The sequence below is a fragment of the Chryseobacterium gregarium DSM 19109 genome (genome assembly GCF_000430845.1).
In the GTDB taxonomy this organism is placed as follows: domain Bacteria; phylum Bacteroidota; class Bacteroidia; order Flavobacteriales; family Weeksellaceae; genus Chryseobacterium; species Chryseobacterium gregarium.
The window spans coordinates 1-17,600 of sequence record NZ_AUMU01000012.1; the positions used below are offsets into that span (position 1 = coordinate 1).

Below are 17,600 nucleotides of genomic sequence, written 5' to 3' on the forward strand. Positions count from 1 at the left end.
TAGATGGCCCGTTCGTCTATCGGTTAGGACCTCAGATTTTCATTCTGGTAAGAGGGGTTCGACTCCCCTACGGGCTACTAATTTTAATTACTGCTAACCGGGTAATTGAATAAGAGTTGTAAACTTATAAAAACAAAACACTAACCCTGTAGATTTATTTACAGTTTGGTAGATGGCCCGTTCGTCTATCGGTTAGGACCTCAGATTTTCATTCTGGTAAGAGGGGTTCGACTCCCCTACGGGCTACTTAAAGAGATTCATTTTGGATCTCTTTTTTTATTTTTATATCTATCTTTATTCTGGTCATCCTTCATAGTATGCTTTCATAAAGTGTAATCAATCAATTAATTACAGTATTCTTTGCTATTAATCATATCGGTCGTTGCTCCATTCAGGAAATATTTACATGTATGATATCAGAGAAGCTTTAAAAAAGCTTCTTTCTGTTTAACGAGAGCTGAGCTGATATGGAAAACAGGGATCTGTTTTTCAATGCAGGTTGCGCATTTGGCAGCAAATTCCGAAGCAAAAGAAATCATTAATAACCTTAAAAATACCCACGTAACAAAAGCCCGGATAATAAGCAATATTTTGACATTGATCTTTGTAAAAGGTTTACATTAAGATTAAAGCCAATGGATAATTTCCAAGCCTTGATAGTAAATTTCGGGATAGGAATAAAAACTTAAGAAATGATCAGAGCATAAAAAGCCCCCACCAAATAAAATGGTGAGGGCTGACAAAATTGAATATATGATTAAAGATTTAGTTTTTAATCAATTTCTGCTGATAGACCGCCTTTTCAGTTTTTGCTGTTAAAATATACACCCCTTTCGGAAGCACACTTACATTCACCTGTCCATTGCTGAACGGTGCATTCACCGCTTTACCAGACATATCGTACACAAAAATACTTAAGACCTTCTCCTGAGTCCGGATATTCAGAATATCAGTTGCCGGATTAGGATAGATACTGAAATCTAATTTTTTAACTTCAGCCGTTCCCAGTACAGATACTGTACTTGTTATGGCTAAAGTTTTATCAACTACTTTTCCGTTAGAATTGAAACTTACTACAATATTTGCCGTTCCGTTGGCAAGCGGCGTAAGGACCAATTCATCGTTTATATTCACTGTTGCAGAAACAGTAGCGGAATTACTGTTGGATTTTACCGATTTTACCGTAGCAACAGTCAGATTATCAGTGTCTGCAATAACCGTTTTAAGATCAATGATTGTAGTAGCATTTACATTAACCTGAGCCGGGAATGTATTGATGATTACAGGAGCCGTATTATCCGGGAATACAGCCATTGCCGGGAACCAGTAATAACTGTTCAGAACTTTCGTCCCTAACAGGGTTCCGGTATTGCTGAAAGTATGAATCCAGTTATTTTGGAAATGGGCCCCGTAGCCGCTTTCCGTTGTATTTAAAATTAATTCATCAGTTGTCGGGTTTACTCTTAACGCTGCCCCATATGGAATTTGTTTAAACGTTCCCGTCTGTCCCGGTATCGCAGCAAAATTTTCGTTAAAGGTTTTTGTTGTCACATCAAACTTTACAATCTGTGTTCCTGAAATGGAACTGTTGATAGAATTAATCCAGTACAATGAATTGTTCTGGCTGCTGGCGGTTAAGCTTCCGGCATTCCAGGCTCCCCAGGATCCGATATATTTCGTGGTCGGAATATTATAAACCGTCGTAGCAAAGGTGGTCGGATGAATATTAACCAGCTTCTGATCCTGGATGGCCCAGACACTTCCGTCCTTTGCCTGAACGATTGAATGGAAAGAACCCGTAATTGTTGCAACGATTGTATCCGTATTCGGATTAATCACTAAAACTCCTGCAGACTGTTTTACGGCAAAAACATATTGGGAGGTTCTGATCATGTTTCCGATCTGTCCGGTGTACTGACCTCCGCCACCTGTTGTCGGAATTAAGCTTCCAACCTGTAAATTATCAATATTAAAAGTAAAGATTCCATTGGAAGCCCCGATGTATCCCTTATGTTCATTGACACCGACAAAAGATCTTCCGTCTCCTCCCCCAATAGTATTAAATCCTGCAATTTTCTGCATGGTCTGGGCATTGGCGACGACTAATCTTCCCCCCGGAGTATATTGTGTATCTCCGCCGTCAGCAGCCTGTTTTGAAATAAAATAAAATTTATCCCCATAAATCGTTCCGTACTGAGTGGTTGCTCCAAAAGCCTGATTGTTATTGACGTTGCTGTACACTCGGTAATTTACATTTCCGTTATTATCAATAAAATTAACGGAGCCATTGGTGTGGCCGAACCAATCTTCGTTCACCATGAAATATCCGTTGGTAAAGTTTGCCGGAGCAGCATACGGAGCTACCGGAGTTAAAGTTGAGGAAATTGGAGGATCTGAAAATCCTGCAGCATAGTTCCAAACATCATAAGATCCGTTAACCAGCACCCTGCCTGTTGCGCCAATTCCAGAATATCCGAAATCTGCATCCGTAGGATCTTTTATCCAATATGACCAGTATCCGTTGGTCATCCAGCCTGACTGCCAGTGATCATTAGCGTCTGCAGCGGTATAATCATCAAAATCATACGCCGCTGTGTTTACGATTCCACTGACCGGATAATATGGATACGTTACATTTAAGTTTTTGTAAAGGGCATTTGTTTCTGTTCCGTTCAGATTAAAACCCAAACCACCGACTGCAGCCCCGTAAGAGGTTCCCTGGTAAAGCAATGAAAAAAACCGGTGGTCAGCAGCGGCAATAGCTTTCAGCATATCCTCTCCCGTTGCTGTTCCGTTCCATCTGAACCCCCAAACCAAAGCATCAGGGTTTTTGCTGTCGTTCCATTGGACCACAAAAGCGGCCTCATTAGTCCCTGTTCCTACCCAATATTGGATATCAGAGAAATTAATGGTGGTAGTTAAATTCTTAGCTGCCTGATTCTTCGAAGAAGATTTCAGTTGAATATCATTTCGGGGCACGCCCTGCACTTTTATCTGAGCATTCGTAAACGATGCAAACAGGAAAAGTAAAATAAAAAGGTAAAACTTTTTCATTTTCAGTTTAATTATAAATATTTATTGTTGAATTTTAATTAAGATATAAATCATAGGCTCCGGCAACTTCCGTAGAAACTTCGCCCAGCCAGCCTGCTTCCTGATTGATTCCTGTATAGACTTTTACAAAATCAATTCCGGGAAGTTTTACATATTTTCCGCCTTTATCAACGGCCCATGAGATATCGATATTGGATGCGTCATCATTATTGGGCGCATTATCGGCATATCCGAAATCGTATGATTTTCCTGCCCAGTATTCGCCCGTACCACTCTGATCATAATAATTGTTCATCAGCTTTGTCCCGGTAAAACTGTAAGAAGCATCGCCGAGCCACAACGGATAGTAGCTTTGCGCATGGAAGGTATTTTTTGTTTTAAACCCTAAATTTCCCAGATTATCCTGCCATTTGATATATTCCACATCAGTCTGCCAGAATTCACTTCCCGGAACAGGAGCCTTGTTTTCATTGGGCCTGAAATAGGTGATGCTGTAATCTTTTACCGTTGTATTTTTAAAATATTCGCTGCCTGCAATTTCGTACCATTCATTATCATCGGGCTTCCCGTTTTTGTTCCTGTCGTAGGCCACCATGATGATTCCCGGCTCACAAGAACCTGAACGGGGATCGCTTGCCGCATTTCCGAAGAATGCATTTCCAAAAATTTTGAAATCCCGCCCGTTCATGTTTGGAACGGTATGATCAAACCCGAAAACCACGTATCCGCCGTAACCGCCCAGAGTAAGCATCGTGGAATTTCCTCCTACCAGAGATTCTTTAGCTTTCTGAAGCATCTGGCTGAAAGTATTTCCGTTTTCGTATTCGGGAATTTCGTTAATGAACTGACCAACAGCAGGTCGGAAATCGAAAACATCAGAAATGTATCTGCTGTAGGTCCCTGCTTCCTGTTTTACAATAATTTTTGAATTGTAGGTTTTTGTTGTCCCGTTGCCTTCGATTTTTAAGGTCAAAGGATATGTTTTCACTACCGGACTGATAAAATCCAACTGGGGATCCTGGGAAATAATAGAATCATTGATGCTCCACGTAAAATTTCCTCCGGTTTTCGGATCGATATTCAAAACTTTAAAACGGTCAATCGTATAATATTCTTCCAATCCGTTGAAATTTGATCCGTCTTCATCTCGGTCACTTTTACATCCAGCGGTTCCGAGAAGGACCATTGAAAATACTACTGTCTTTATAACATTAAAAAATGTTCTTTCCATTTTTGATTTGATTTATTTATATAAAAAAGTAAAGTGTGCCGGGATATTCCCGCCTTCCGTTTTCCATTTGAAATGCCCGTTTTTATCGAAGCAATAGACATATCCTGTAGAAACATAGTTTCTTGCATCGGTAAGGTAAATATCTTCTGTAACAGGATTTACCGTAATGCCATAAGGCGTTTTGATGGCATCCACATATTCCTGATCAATAATTTTATTGGAAATAACCTGCTCTGTTTTCACATCAATGATTCCAAATGTTTTTGTCGAGGAATGTGTATTATAATTGAATTCGTTGCCATAATAATACAGTTTGTCATTCACAATGGTCATTTCGCTTACCGCTATGTGAAAATCTTTTTTCACCAGTCCTGTAGCCGCATCTATTAAAAATAAATTTGAAGGAACATTGTAATAATCGCCTCTGGAACTCACGTACAGATCTCCGTAGTTGTCTTTTTTCAGCCGGTGAAGATTTATCGCCACATCAATCTTTTGGGTTTCAGTGAAAGAATTCAGATCGATTACAGAAACGGTTTTATCATAATTCGGAACCATATACCCTCCCGAATTTGCCACGAATAATTGATTTCCCACAATTTCCATTTCTTCAGGCTGATAACCCACCGTAACCTGACGCTGGATCGAAAGGGAAACGGTATCGATCTCCACTACTTTTCCTTTTGGCGCGTTGGGATTAATATCCACCGGTCCGGCGTAACTGCTTGCATAGGCTTTCCCGTCTTTAAAAGCCATGTACCGGCAGTTCTGTAAAGGAATGGTTTTGATTCTTTTCGCCGTTTTGGCATCCAACACTTCAATTTTATTGGAAACATTCACCACCACATACAGCTTGTTTCCGTAGATCTGAATATCATTTCCTACATCGCCAAGTTCTTTTACCACCGTCGGATTGATCTCTGCATAAATATTCCTGTGATAGGTTCCTGTAGTGTAATCAAAGAAATCAAGGGTACATTTATTACTACCCATATTTCCTTCGTTCAGAATATAGAATCCTTTGATCGCCGTATTTTCCGGTTGTGCCAGTCCTGTTACGGTTTCTTCCTGCGGAATATATTCATCTGTTCTACACGAAACCAATGAAAATAATACATAAATCAGGATATAAAAGCTAAATTTTTTCATAATGTAAAACTTACAATGAGTTTAAAATTTCTTCCGGGCATCGGATAATTCAGTACCACATCATAGTATTGGTTGAACACGTTATTCACTTCAAAACTGGCTTTGAACTGATGCTCTTTCCATTTTATTTTTTTCTGAACTGACAGATCATGCGTATACCAGGGCTGGATATAATTGAACTGAATATTATTTTGCTGACCGTCATAACGTTCGCCTACGTACATAAAACTGTAATTAAAGCTCCAGTCTTTATAATCTGCCATCATCACAAAATTTCCGCTGTGCCAGGGCGTATAAGGAATCTGATCTCCAAAATAAGATTCGCTTCTGTCTGAAAAGTCCCTTGCCTGCTGAAATGTATAATTGATCTGGGGCTTTAATACTACATTCCCCAATTGCAGATTGGCCTGAACATGAACATCCGTTCCAAGAATTTCCACATCTCCGAGATTAAGCATGGTCCACCGGAAAAGGTTTCCGGTAGGCGCAGCAATGATTTTATTTTCAACCTTATTAAAATAGCCGTCTGCCCTGGCATACAATAATTTCAGAATTCCGCTCTTAAACTGTTTCTCATAAGTAAATCCAATATTGTACTGATTGGTAAATTCCGGTTTAAGCATTACACTTCCGATAACCGTATAATACAGATCATTGAAAGTCGGCATCCTGAAAATCCTTTTATAAAATGCTCTTATTGTAAGATTTTTTGTTGTAAAAGGGTTATAAGAAAGATAGGCTGCAGGCGTCCACTCTGTTTTATCAGGAGATTTTGCATTCATTTCTACTTCTTCATGGACAAAAGTTCCCAGTATACTTCCGAGAAACTTCAATCTTCCTATCTGATATCGTGTTGCAAAAGATACCAAAGAAGTATACCGTACAGGATAGGAAAAATTATACAGATTGGCATTCAGCGTATTATACTGAAAATCGGCACTGGCGCTTACCTCCCAATCTTTGGTGATAGAATATAAATTGGAGGAAGAAACAAAAAATTCTTTCTGAATGTAGGTATTACGGGCCGGATAAGCCGTTTCCGTAGAGAGCGTATCGGCATAAAAAGTATAATCGTAAGCAAATTTTGCTTTAAGCTGAGTTTCAAATTTCGGGAATATTTTTTTTCTGAAACTTCCCTGAACAAAATAGTTTTCATCGGTTAACCGCTGGCCGCGGCCTCCGAAACGGTTGTTGACAATCGCAGCAGGAATCCCTCTGTCTGACAAATATCCATAGCCCCGCAATGACCATTCTCCATCATTCATTTTACCGTTAACGGCCGTTTCAAAACGTTTTGACTTAATATCAGAATCAAATCTTCTGGCAATGGTATCGTTGGCGATTGTTCCGTCAGGATATTTCTTTTTATACCTGAATCTGTAAACCCCATCGCTCTGCATGAATTCTGAACTGAAACTCGCCGAAATTTTATCTGAGATTTTCTGCTCCAAACGAAATGAAGGATTAAATAAATCAATCGAACTGTTTTTAAACTTAACCGTAAGGTTTGTTTTCCGGCTTCCTTTAAAGCCCGGAATTTTTGGCTGTAAATAGACAGATCCCGAAGCCCCAAAATCTGTAGCCGGCTGGAAAATTTCGCTTTTTTGTCCATTGTACAGAGAAATTTCTTCCAAATCATCAAGGGAAAATCGCCCTAGATCTACAATTCCGTTCTGTGCATTTCCAATCCTGATTCCGTCATAAAAAACCCCGACGTGCTGGCTTCCCATGCTCCGGATATTAATGGTCTTCAGCCCGCCGATTCCGCCGTAATCTTTAATCTGAATTCCTGCAAAATAACGCAAAGCATCAGCAACAGACTGGCTGTTCAGCCTTTCGAGCTGTTCACCGGATAAAATCTGGGCCGGAAGAATTTCTTTGAAATTTTTCTTTGTAATGTTGACAGGAACAATGTTCTGCTCTTTCGTTGTATCTTTTTTGGATTGCGAAAATATAAGTTGAGCCGCTAACACAAAAACTGTGAAAACAACCTTCTGAAATTGAGATATAAAAAATCTAGTCACCATTACCATTAGCTCGTTTAGAATAATGATGACGCTAATGGATATAAGAATATAACGACTAAGTACAGCTGTATACTGCACAAAATCAATCATGTCCTAAGCTTTATTCCACGAAAGCGTCAAACGTTAAATCTTCTGGCAGGTCTTCTGACTTACTCCGTTTCTGAAATCCTTCCCATTAAAAAACAGTGGATATTATCTTCAAAAACTTGTTTTGTGGAGCTTACAGCAGCGGGTCTGTTCCGGATTTTCACCGGATTCCCTTTTAAGCGCTTTTTATGGCTCACCAGATTCCGGCAAAGATAGAAAATAAATCATAGAATCAAAATTGAATTTAATTCTATGATTTTCAATCAGATAAATTTTATATTTTAATGTAATGAAATATTTTTAACGCAAAGTTCTGATTTCCGTTATGACTATTTTAAGGAGCAAAGGGAATTCATTAAAATTGATTTTAAGAAGCTAAGTATACAATGCTCGATTCATCAGACAGTGCGCTGCCAGACCTTTACCTTCTTAGAGTTAACAAAAAAACTTTGCATTAAAAAATACATAAAAGTTAAATTCCAACATTCAGGAAAATACTGAAACGGGATTTCGCTTCAATATCTCCTCCCGCCAGATGGGTATACGCAGGAAGCATAATTTCACTTCCCAAACTAAACTTTTTATAAGAAGCTTCAAAACCTAATTTTCCGTACAAAGCACTTCCTGCCGTGTTGGGCAAAACCTCATCGAACTGTTGATTACGGTCATACACTTCTCCCTGAAGGCCGGCCTTCCCTGAGAAAACTACTTTTTCACCTGATAAAATCTGATAGAATCCTGTTGCGGCATAATTCCACTGATTCCCAAAACGGTAGTGTTTCTTGTTTTCGGTTTTAACGGTGTAATCCGTATTGAGGAGAACAGCCAATTTATTTTTCTGGAATTTATAATTCAAAGCCATCTGATAGTCCCAGCTTCCGGTTCCCAGCTGAAAACTGGGATTGACGCCCGAAATTCCTTTCTCATCAAATTTTCCCAGCGGGACTTTCATTCCCACTCCGCCGTTTAACTGATGAATGTTGTCTCTGGAATTCATCAGTTGGTAAATTCCCATCAGATTCAGATCACCGATTCCATGAATCTTAATATCTCCCTGCAGCGTTTTCTTTTCATGAAAATGAAATGGCAGACTTGCATATACACTCAGCTTTTTAGTGAACGGAATTCTACCCCAAAGCTGGATCGTATTAAAATACTGGTCCTGCGTCAGGTCTTTTACAAACAAATTTTCTTTTGCTTTGTAATGCTGGGCAAAGTATTTAATTCCGATAAACTGCGGGTTCAGTAAAGATTCAAAACCTGATGACCCGTTTCCGGCAGCACAGCCGCAGGCATCACAATCGTCCAAAGCCATGGGATGAAAATTATCCGGAATATAGAGGCTGTCAGTGATTGTTTTAGCCTGATGTACATTAAATAAAATCAGGCATATGATTAAAAATATCTTCTTCATATTCAATAAAATTATTCAGCAAATTTCGGGTCAGTAATAAACTTTTTATCGGACAATGTTTTCAGGAATGCAATAATAAATTGTTTTTCCTGAGCATTCATGGCAATTCCGATGTGCCCGTTTTGCTTCAATTGCGGGTCAAGATTCAGATTGTCTTCCACCTGATCTGAATAGAAATTAAGCACGGCATCCAGGGTATAAAATCTTCCGTCGTGCATATAAGGCGCGGTGTATTCTACATTTCTTAAACTCGGAACACGGAATTTCATCCAGTCATTTTGGTTCAGGGTCACACGATACCGTCCTGCATCTTTGAACTGCGTATTGTAGTACATTCCCGTATTCCTGAAACTTTCATCGGTAAACAATGCCCCGCTGTGGCATGAAGCACATTTCTGCTGGAATAGATTCATTCCCTGACTTTCTTCTGATGAAAAGTTTTCTTTCCCCTGTTTGAATCTGTCATACTTTGAATCTGCAGAAATCATTGTTGCCATAAACTGTGACAATGCCTTCAAAACCCTTTCTCCCGTAATGTTTTCATCGCCATATGCTTCTTTGAATAACTTTTTATATTTTGAATCTGAACTCAATTTTGAAATCACCTCCGGCATTGAGCTGTCCATTTCATCTTCATTGGTAATCGGAATAACCGGCTGCTCATTCAGGTTGTGGATCACGCCGTCCCACATATACCGCTTAAAAAAAACCATATTCTGAACCGGCGGCGCATTTCGTATCCCGGTCCTGTCATCAACGCCGTGGCTCACCGTATGGCCGTGATGGGTAAATGCATTTTCCTGGATATGGCAGAAACCGCAGGAGATGGTATTATTCCGTGAAAGGCGCCCTTCATAGAATAATTTCCGGCCCAGTTCCACCCCGTTTTTTGTAACAGGATTTCCTGACGTATCGAAAGTCATTTCAGGAAAGTATGACGGAAATGAAAGATGATAGGATTCATCTTTTTCCAAAGGCTGCATTACCTCATCAGAACATGCTATAAAACCTGAGAGAACTAAAAGAAATAAGCCTCTTTTAAATATCCTAGTCATTGTGAACATGATCTACTTTAAACATTTTCGTTAAATTATTCGTCATGTCTACCAGATGCTGGCTTGAACCCATCATCATATCATTGGCAGCATTCAAAATAAGCGGGGTATCGCCACTCAGATACTGATTGAAATCTGCAAGAATGTGAACCGAAGGCGTAATCTGCCCTGTAACCCTTGCTGTTACCGGAAGGCTCAACGTAATTTCCCGGTAAAGATCAGGAGTCCCATTTGCCGCTACACTGCCCATATTGCCAGTGTGATTCATAAATTCCTTGTCGGGGGAACCCGTTCCGTATTTCCCTTCCAGCTTTACAAATACATACCCGGCAGCCCAGGACCATGACATTCCTTTCTGTTTAGCTTTGTTCCAGAATTCTGCCTGTCCGTCCTGTCCCAGCAGATACGCATTCTGGCTGATTCCCAATCCGAATTTTATCTTTTTATAATTGTTTTTCGGGACCTCATTCAGATTTACAGGCACAATACCCGCGACTGCATCGGCCTGGTCGATGATAAATGCACCTTTGTCGGGATTGTTTTCATTGTATCTGAACTCATTTCCGTTCTCATCAATCAGGCTGATGTTGCTGATCACATATTTTAAGGCAGATAGCTGATGCTTTTGGCCCTGCGAAGAAGTCTGTGTGGTTTGATTCAGAACAATATCACCCAGATTATTGAATCCGTTTTCAAATTTAATCTGAAGATTTCCGGTTGTCTGTGCTGATGACTCTTCTTCATCATTGTTCTGGCATGATATAAAAGTGAAAAAAGTAAAGGCAATAAGGAATAATGATAAAAATTTATATATTTTCATTGTTGATTTTTTAAGTTGAAATTTTAAAATAGAAATGTTCTTGAATGCAGATACATTCAATTTTTTAAACCACAAAAGGCACAGCAGTTTTTAACACTTTGGATTTTAAAGTGAATATATGATATCTGAAGTAACAAGTAGATTTTCATCTTATGTCACCCGTGCGGTTAAAAAAGGATTTAAAACTAACTTAAAAAACGGGAGGCCTGAAAACAGGATTTAAAAACAGAAAAGAATAGTCTGTTTTATAAGTGAACTTGAAATCAAAGAGAAAAATTTTCCCGGTATTCTGAATTTCCGTACGATCAGGAAGAATGTAAAAATCAAGGATCTTCTGTCCTGAATTTTTTGTTTTGCTGAAAGGGGAAGAATCGGCATCATTGGTTTTCGCAAGCTCTTTGCTCAGGTAACATTTTCCGTTACAGTGAAGCTCGGGATTGCTTTTATTGACACATAATACTCCGGAGATATAATCATAATTTACAGCATATTCCACCAAGGGTACCAGAGGCCTGAATACCAGAAATAAAGTGAGGAATATGCTGCAAATAAAGTTCATGAATTATTTTTTGCCGGTCGCTTCTTCGTATCTTCTGCTGATTTCTTTCCAGTTGGTTACGTTCCAGATCGCCATTAAATAATCTGCTCTTTTGTTCTGATATTTCAGGTAATATGCATGTTCCCAAACATCAATCCCGAAAATAGGCGTTCCTTTTTCTTCCACCACATCCATCAGAGGATTATCCTGATTAGGCGTTGAGGAAACAAATAATTTCCCGTTTTTATCAACAGACAGCCACGCCCATCCGGAACCGAAACGGTCTGCTCCCGCTTTAGCCATTTTTTCTTTAAAACCGGCCATGCTTCCGAACGTTTCATTGATCGATTTTGCTAATTTTGCTGATGGCTGCGTATTTTTTTCAGGGGTAAGAACGGTCCAGAACAATTCGTGATTATAATGCCCTCCCGCGTTATTCCTGACAGCCGGACTCAATTTTGAAGCATTCGACATGAGCTGAAACAACGTCTGTTTTTCCTGTGGAGTTCCAGCAATGGCTTTATTCAGATTGGCCACATACGCCGCTGCATGCTTTGAATAATGAATTTCCATGGTCTGCGCATCGATATTCCCTTCCAATGCATTGTATGCATAAGGCAGTGCCGTCTGTTTGAACTGTGCAAACGCAAACTGCGCCGCAAATACTGCACTTAAAGCAGCAACTTTCATAATCTTCATAATGTCTTGTTTATGGTTTAACAATTGTTTTGTGGTCAGGATGATAAAGGGTGGAAGCCTGAATGTTATATCATTCTAAAACAGTTCCCGGCTTCCAGTTTTTCTCCTTTTATCTGAGCAATTTCTTAATATCTTCAATTAACAGTTCTCTGTCGGGATGGTATTTTCCTGTCAGTTTCGGAGTCTTGCCCTGCTTATCTTCATAATTCAACCCGGAGTAATACAGAATCGGCATATTTTCTTTATTATACCGGCAGCGGATATTGCCTTCTTTGTCCACAAGCGCAATCATTCCGCTGTGGTTCAGGCTTTCGCTTTCGTCTTCTTTGTCACCAACATAAATATTAAACTGATCCGCTATTTTCCCGATATAATCCCTGTCTCCTGTCAGGAAATGCCAGTTCGGGGATTTCACACCGATTTTCCGGGCATGTTCCTTCAGTAATGCAGGGGTATCGTTTTCAGGATCTATGCTTATGGAGATGATTCCAAAATCAGGATTATGGATTTCGTTTTCAATGGCCCTCATATTCGTATTCATGATCGGGCAAATCGTAGGGCACCTACTGAAAAAAAACTCCACCAAATATACTTTTCCCAGCATATCTTTACGGGTAATTTTTTTATTGTTTTGATCGGTCAGTTCAAAATCCGGGACTTTCATCACGGTATAAAGGTTCTTTTTAAAATAGCCCATTCCGACACCGATTCCTACAAACAATAAAGCAATAATTACAACCGGAATAATTACCTTACGCTTGGTATGATTTTCTTTTTTACTTCTGGACATATTTCGCCGGATCTTTTTTAAACTCGTCTTTACAGTACACACTGCAAAAACCGTACGTTTTATTTTTATACACTGCGGTATCTTTCATATCGCTTTCTGTCGGCATATGGCAGATCGGATCTTCCGCATTGGCAAACTTTACTTTTTTAATATCCGATTTTGAGGCTGTACTGCTTTTTTTATGCTTTACTTTGGGCGTTTCCTGGGCACACGCCATCAGTGAAACCGACAACAATGCCGTTATAATGATTTTTGATTTCATTTGAATTAAATTGAAATTAGTAATTGTATTGAATGAAAACTGGCTGATTTTTTAAACTAAACTTAATGCTGGTGAATTAATTTCAAATCATTAAGAACAGGTAATCAGTTAAGATTAATTAAGAAAAATCAAAACGATCTTTAAGCTTTACATTCAGTAAGCCTATCTTAACCGTTAATCAAATTCAATAATTAAAACGAAAACCCGAATCAGTTTAAAAAAATTTTAAGCTAAAGGAGGATGGAATATCCGGGAAAAATATTCTGAAGTATCAAGATTGATATAATCTAAATCGGAATTTTTTATTGAAATATCTGATTGAACTGTGTCAGAAAAAGAAAGGATTTCATTCGATAAGAAAACATCCAATCCTGCAATTTTTATATTTTGATTGTTATTGGACTGCTTTTCTGTTTTGGCCAGTTCTTTTTCAACATAGCATTTTCCTTTACAAGTAGATTGTGGGATGTCTCTTTTTTCACAGAGGTTTTTTACAATATATTCATAATTCACCGCATAATTTACCAGTGGCAAAACAGGCCGGACTGCTATGGTAAAAATGATGAATATGGAAATGAAAAACCTCAATTATAAATTCTTTCCTACAAATATACTACAGAAATGGTTTTTGTGAGGCATTTATGATGAAAGTCATTTTTTAGTTGATGGGTTTAGATTAATTGTTGATCTCTTTTCTTTTTCTTTTGATAGTATTATTAATCGTAAACCTCGTCAAGGTTTTAAATCTTGACGAGGCTTCGCAACCATGTGTGTAATCTGTTGAGACTGTTTAAAACTTCATTCTCTGGATTCGGACAGCATTTAAAATCGCCAATAAAGCAACTCCCACATCGGCAAAAACGGCTTCCCACATTGATGCCAGGCCTCCTGCGCCGAGTGCCAGAACAATTCCCTTTACCACAAATGCCAGGATGATATTTTGCCAGACTATTTTTTTTGTCTGCTTTCCGATATTAATAGCCATGGGAATTTTGCTTGGCCTGTCATCCTGAATAACAATATCTGCAGTTTCAATAGTCGCATCACTTCCCAGTCCGCCCATGGCAATTCCCACATCACTTAAAGCAACAACCGGCGCATCATTCACTCCATCACCAACGAAAGCAACGGTTTGGTTTTTCGCTTTAATTTCTTTGACTTTATTTACTTTATCTTCGGGAAGCAGATCACCGTAAGCATTTTGGATCCCCAGTTCGTCTGCAACAAATTGTACAACGGAAGTTTTATCGCCGCTGAGCATTGTCGTCTTTATGTGGAGTGTTTTTAATTTGTCAATGGTTAATTGGGCATCTGCTTTAATAGAATCCGCAATGGTGAGGTAGCCGACAAATTTCCCATCATAGGCAACGGCAATTAATGTATAGACGATATTTTCAGGCTGAACATCATAAACAATACTGAATTTGTCCATCAGTTTGAAATTCCCCACTAACAACTCCTTCTCATTAATGCTGGCTTTTAAACCATGGCCTGCAATTTCCTCTGTATTTTCCAGGGGAACGGTATGATCGATTTCACCGACGTATTCATGAATAGCCGTTGCTACGGGATGTGAGCTTTTACTTTCCAAAGCATTGACGAATTTCAAAATTTCATCTTTATCAGATTCATTTTTAAAATGAACTTCCTGTACTTTGAAAACGCCTTCTGTCATCGTCCCGGTTTTATCCATGACCACATTTTGAATACTCGCCAGAACATCTAAGAAATTACTTCCCTTAAATAAAATTCCGTTTCTGCTTCCGGCTCCGATTCCACCAAAATATCCCAGCGGGATTGAGATTACCAAAGCACAAGGACAGGAAATGACCAAAAAAACCAATGCCCTGTACAGCCAATCTCTGAAGAGATAGTCTTCAACAAAGAAATAGGGTAACAATGTAATTCCAATGGCCAGAAATACGACAATCGGAGTATATACTTTTGCAAACTTTCTGATAAAAAGTTCCGTCGGTGCTTTCTGCGCCGTTGCATTCTGAACCATTTCCAGGATTTTGCTCAGCTTACTGTCCTGGTACGCTGTGGTTACTTTAACCTGACTGACTGTATTCAAATTAATCATTCCGGCTAATACAGTCTCGCCTTTTATCTTGGTATCCGGTTTACTTTCCCCGGTCAGCGCAGAAGTATTGAATGAAGCAGTTTCAGATAATAATTCTCCGTCCAATCCCAATTTCTCGCCGGATTTTAACTGAATAATTGCTCCGATATTTACTTGCGCTGCTTTTACGGTCTCCGGTGTTCCATTTTTTAAAACAGTAACTTCATCCGGACGCTGGTCGAGCAGAGATTTGATGTTACTTTTTGCCCTCGTTACCGCCATGGCCTGAAAAACTTCACCAACCGAATAGAAAAGCATGACCGCAACACCTTCCGGATATTCTCCGATACCGAATGCACCGACTGTTGCCACCCCCATTAAGAAAAACTCAGAAAAAACATCGCCATGAATAATACTTTGATACGCTTCCTTTAAAACCGGCCATCCAACCGGAATATAGGCAATTAAGTACCAGACCGGACGGATCCAGCCGGTAAACCAACCGGGTTTGATATAATAGTCCAAGATAATGCCCCCCAACATCAATGCAAAGGAAATAATTGCAGGAAGAAACATCTGTAAAACAGATTGATCTCCCGTATCATGAGAGTGGTCATGGTCGTGTTCTTCATGATTATGATCGTGATGAGGTTCCTTTTCCGGTTTTGTACTGCAGCATTCTTCCATACTCTGAATTTTATTTTAGTCAAAATTAAAGACAAATGTAATGCAACACTATTGCAAACTTCCCAGGCATTTTTCACAGATCCCTTTGGCGAAAAGCCGTATTTCATCAATCCTGAAATTGGTGTGGATATTTTCGGAAAAAGAAATATCTTCTTTACAGGTCGTCTGTTTGCAGATTTTACAATAAAAATGAAGATGCCGGTCATTGTGGGTCGTTTCATCACAACCATCATGACAGAGCTTATATTTCGTCGTTGTGTTTTCCTGGATGCTGTGAACAATTCCCTTTTCTTCAAAAGTTTTTAATGTTCTGTAAATGGTGGTCCGGTCTGCATTTTCAAAATAATTTTCAATATCAGAAAGTGATAAAGCTGCCTGCTGGGAACTTAAAAAATCATAGACCAGAATTCTCATGCTCGTAGGCTTGGTATTTTTATCAATTAATTTATTTTCGGTATCCTTTTTCATTTTGTAAATCGGTTAATGTTCATGTTCTCCGGAATTAGTGAGCTTTGCGTTGATAAAAAATGCCCCCTTCACAGCGATTTTCGCAGCAGGAGAAATATCCTTCACAGCAGTAACCGCCGTGTAGCCCATATCTGATGCCCCTTTTACCACTTCTACCTTCTCAAAGGTAACGGTTTTTGATTTCCGTGTTACCTTTTCAGGTTTTTCATTATGCTGTTCATGGTCTGCTTCCTGGTTTTGATCGGTCTTGACAAACAGGTAGAATTTCCCGTCTGCTTCTACTATGGCTTCATCAGGAATCGCAGGCGTAGTGGTTTTATCAAGGCTTACGATTCCGGTGATGTTCATTCCGTCGATCAGTCCGGTTTTATTTCCTGTCACGTCCGCATGAACGGAAATGGTTTTGCTGTCATTTTCAAATGAAGATCCGATGCTGTAAATAGCAGCATCATATTCGGTTTCCGGATTATTGGTCAGCTTAAAATGGACGATCTGCCCTACTTTCATTTTAGGAAGGTCTTTTTCAAACACCTGAAGATCAAGATGGATGGAATGGTTATCAATAATCTCCGCAACCGGTGAAGACATGTCCGCATAACTGCCGATCTGTGCGGAAATGCTGCTGATGGTGCCACTGATGGGCGCTGTGATGGCAAGGCCCGATCTCATATTTCTATTGCTTATTTTCCCCGGACTGATTCCCATCATCTGAAGCTGTCTCAGGAGAGATGCTTTTTTTGTCCGTAAGGTTTTCAGCTCCGCCTCTGCGTTCTGCAGGTTTTTCTTTGCCCCGGCATCATTGTCAAAAAGTTCCTTCTGCCTTCTGTATTCCTGTTCTGCATAGGTGATCCGGCTGTTGGCTATCAGGTATTCTTCCTGTAACTGAATGAATTCAGGATTGGCTATCGTTGCAATGACCTGCCCTTTTTTTATAAAGCTTCCGACCTGGACATTCAGGGTTTTAATAATCCCGCCGTACAGGGAAGTTACCGTTGCTTTATTATTGTTCGGAACTCTCAGTAAACCATTGGCTTTGATGGTGGAAGTCAGTTCTTTCATTTCAACTGTTCCCAGTGTAATTCCGACAGCTTTGATCTGTTCTTCTGTCAATGACACAACTGACGGCTGATTGTCTGCATGACCATCAGTTTGTTCTGTTTCCTGTTCAGAATGTTCCTGGAGATTTTCTTTTTTTTCGCAGCCTACTATAAAAGCCGCGATGCACAGAAGATATAGGATAGGGTATTTCAGTTTCAT

The 17,600-nt window shown here is 39.4% G+C and carries 14 protein-coding genes, 2 tRNA genes and 1 riboswitch; of the genes, 2 read left to right on the forward strand and 14 right to left on the reverse strand.

Annotated features, from left to right (window positions below):
- Positions 1 to 5: 5 nt before the first annotated feature.
- Both H561_RS0113960 and H561_RS0113965 read left to right on the forward strand, forming a co-directional pair.
- Positions 6 to 77 (forward strand) — tRNA-Glu (locus H561_RS0113960).
- A gap of 97 nt (positions 78 to 174) precedes the next feature.
- Positions 175 to 246, forward strand: a tRNA-Glu gene (locus tag H561_RS0113965).
- Positions 247 to 765: 519 nt separating this feature from the next.
- Here the strand turns inward: H561_RS0113965 and H561_RS0113975 are convergent.
- The 14 genes from H561_RS0113975 to H561_RS0114050 form a co-directional block, all read right to left on the reverse strand.
- A complete protein-coding gene (locus tag H561_RS0113975; protein WP_027387575.1) occupies positions 766 to 3,054 on the reverse strand; it encodes a DUF5074 domain-containing protein in 2,289 nt (762 codons plus the stop codon).
- 34 nt (positions 3,055 to 3,088) lie between these two features.
- Positions 3,089 to 4,285, reverse strand: a complete 1,197-nt coding sequence (locus H561_RS0113980) for a hypothetical protein (protein WP_027387576.1) — start codon at positions 4,283 to 4,285, stop codon at positions 3,089 to 3,091.
- A gap of 12 nt (positions 4,286 to 4,297) precedes the next feature.
- The gene (locus H561_RS0113985; protein WP_027387577.1) at positions 4,298 to 5,434 is read right to left on the reverse strand and encodes a YncE family protein; all 1,137 of its coding nucleotides are present in this window, start codon (positions 5,432 to 5,434) and stop codon (positions 4,298 to 4,300) included.
- Positions 5,431 to 7,407 (reverse strand): TonB-dependent receptor plug domain-containing protein, encoded by a 1,977-nt coding sequence (locus H561_RS0113990; RefSeq protein WP_316929424.1) that lies wholly within the window; start codon positions 7,405 to 7,407, stop codon positions 5,431 to 5,433. Before H561_RS0113990 ends, H561_RS0113985 begins: the two co-directional genes overlap by 4 nt.
- A gap of 171 nt (positions 7,408 to 7,578) precedes the next feature.
- Positions 7,579 to 7,764, reverse strand: a riboswitch (cobalamin riboswitch).
- A 256-nt stretch (positions 7,765 to 8,020) separates the two neighbouring features.
- Positions 8,021 to 8,962, reverse strand: a complete 942-nt coding sequence (locus tag H561_RS0114000; protein ID WP_027387579.1) for a transporter — start codon at positions 8,960 to 8,962, stop codon at positions 8,021 to 8,023.
- Between the two features lie 11 nt (positions 8,963 to 8,973).
- The gene (locus H561_RS0114005; protein WP_027387580.1) at positions 8,974 to 10,017 is read right to left on the reverse strand and encodes a cytochrome-c peroxidase; all 1,044 of its coding nucleotides are present in this window, start codon (positions 10,015 to 10,017) and stop codon (positions 8,974 to 8,976) included.
- Positions 10,010 to 10,837: an MbnP family protein gene (locus H561_RS0114010; protein ID WP_027387581.1), complete on the reverse strand. Its 828-nt coding sequence runs from the start codon at positions 10,835 to 10,837 to the stop codon at positions 10,010 to 10,012. The genes H561_RS0114005 and H561_RS0114010 overlap by 8 nt, the downstream gene beginning before the upstream one ends.
- Before the next feature lie 190 nt (positions 10,838 to 11,027).
- The gene (locus H561_RS0114015; RefSeq protein WP_051349390.1) at positions 11,028 to 11,396 is read right to left on the reverse strand and encodes a hypothetical protein; all 369 of its coding nucleotides are present in this window, start codon (positions 11,394 to 11,396) and stop codon (positions 11,028 to 11,030) included.
- Positions 11,397 to 11,399: 3 nt separating this feature from the next.
- Positions 11,400 to 12,074, reverse strand: a complete 675-nt coding sequence (locus H561_RS0114020) for a superoxide dismutase (RefSeq protein WP_027387583.1) — start codon at positions 12,072 to 12,074, stop codon at positions 11,400 to 11,402.
- 109 nt (positions 12,075 to 12,183) lie between these two features.
- Positions 12,184 to 12,864 carry an SCO family protein gene (locus tag H561_RS0114025; RefSeq protein WP_027387584.1) on the reverse strand — a complete coding sequence of 227 codons (681 nt, stop codon included), beginning with the start codon at positions 12,862 to 12,864 and terminating at the stop codon, positions 12,184 to 12,186.
- On the reverse strand, positions 12,851 to 13,126 hold the full coding sequence (locus tag H561_RS0114030; RefSeq protein ID WP_027387585.1) for a YHS domain-containing protein: 276 nt from the start codon (positions 13,124 to 13,126) through the stop codon (positions 12,851 to 12,853). The genes H561_RS0114025 and H561_RS0114030 overlap by 14 nt, the downstream gene beginning before the upstream one ends.
- 790 nt (positions 13,127 to 13,916) lie before the next feature.
- Entirely contained in the window at positions 13,917 to 15,875 is a 1,959-nt protein-coding gene (locus H561_RS0114040; protein ID WP_027387587.1) for a heavy metal translocating P-type ATPase, read from the reverse strand.
- Positions 15,876 to 15,923: 48 nt separating this feature from the next.
- A complete protein-coding gene (locus H561_RS0114045) occupies positions 15,924 to 16,343 on the reverse strand; it encodes a Fur family transcriptional regulator (RefSeq protein WP_027387588.1) in 420 nt (139 codons plus the stop codon).
- A 12-nt stretch (positions 16,344 to 16,355) separates the two neighbouring features.
- A complete protein-coding gene (locus H561_RS0114050) occupies positions 16,356 to 17,600 on the reverse strand; it encodes an efflux RND transporter periplasmic adaptor subunit (RefSeq protein ID WP_027387589.1) in 1,245 nt (414 codons plus the stop codon).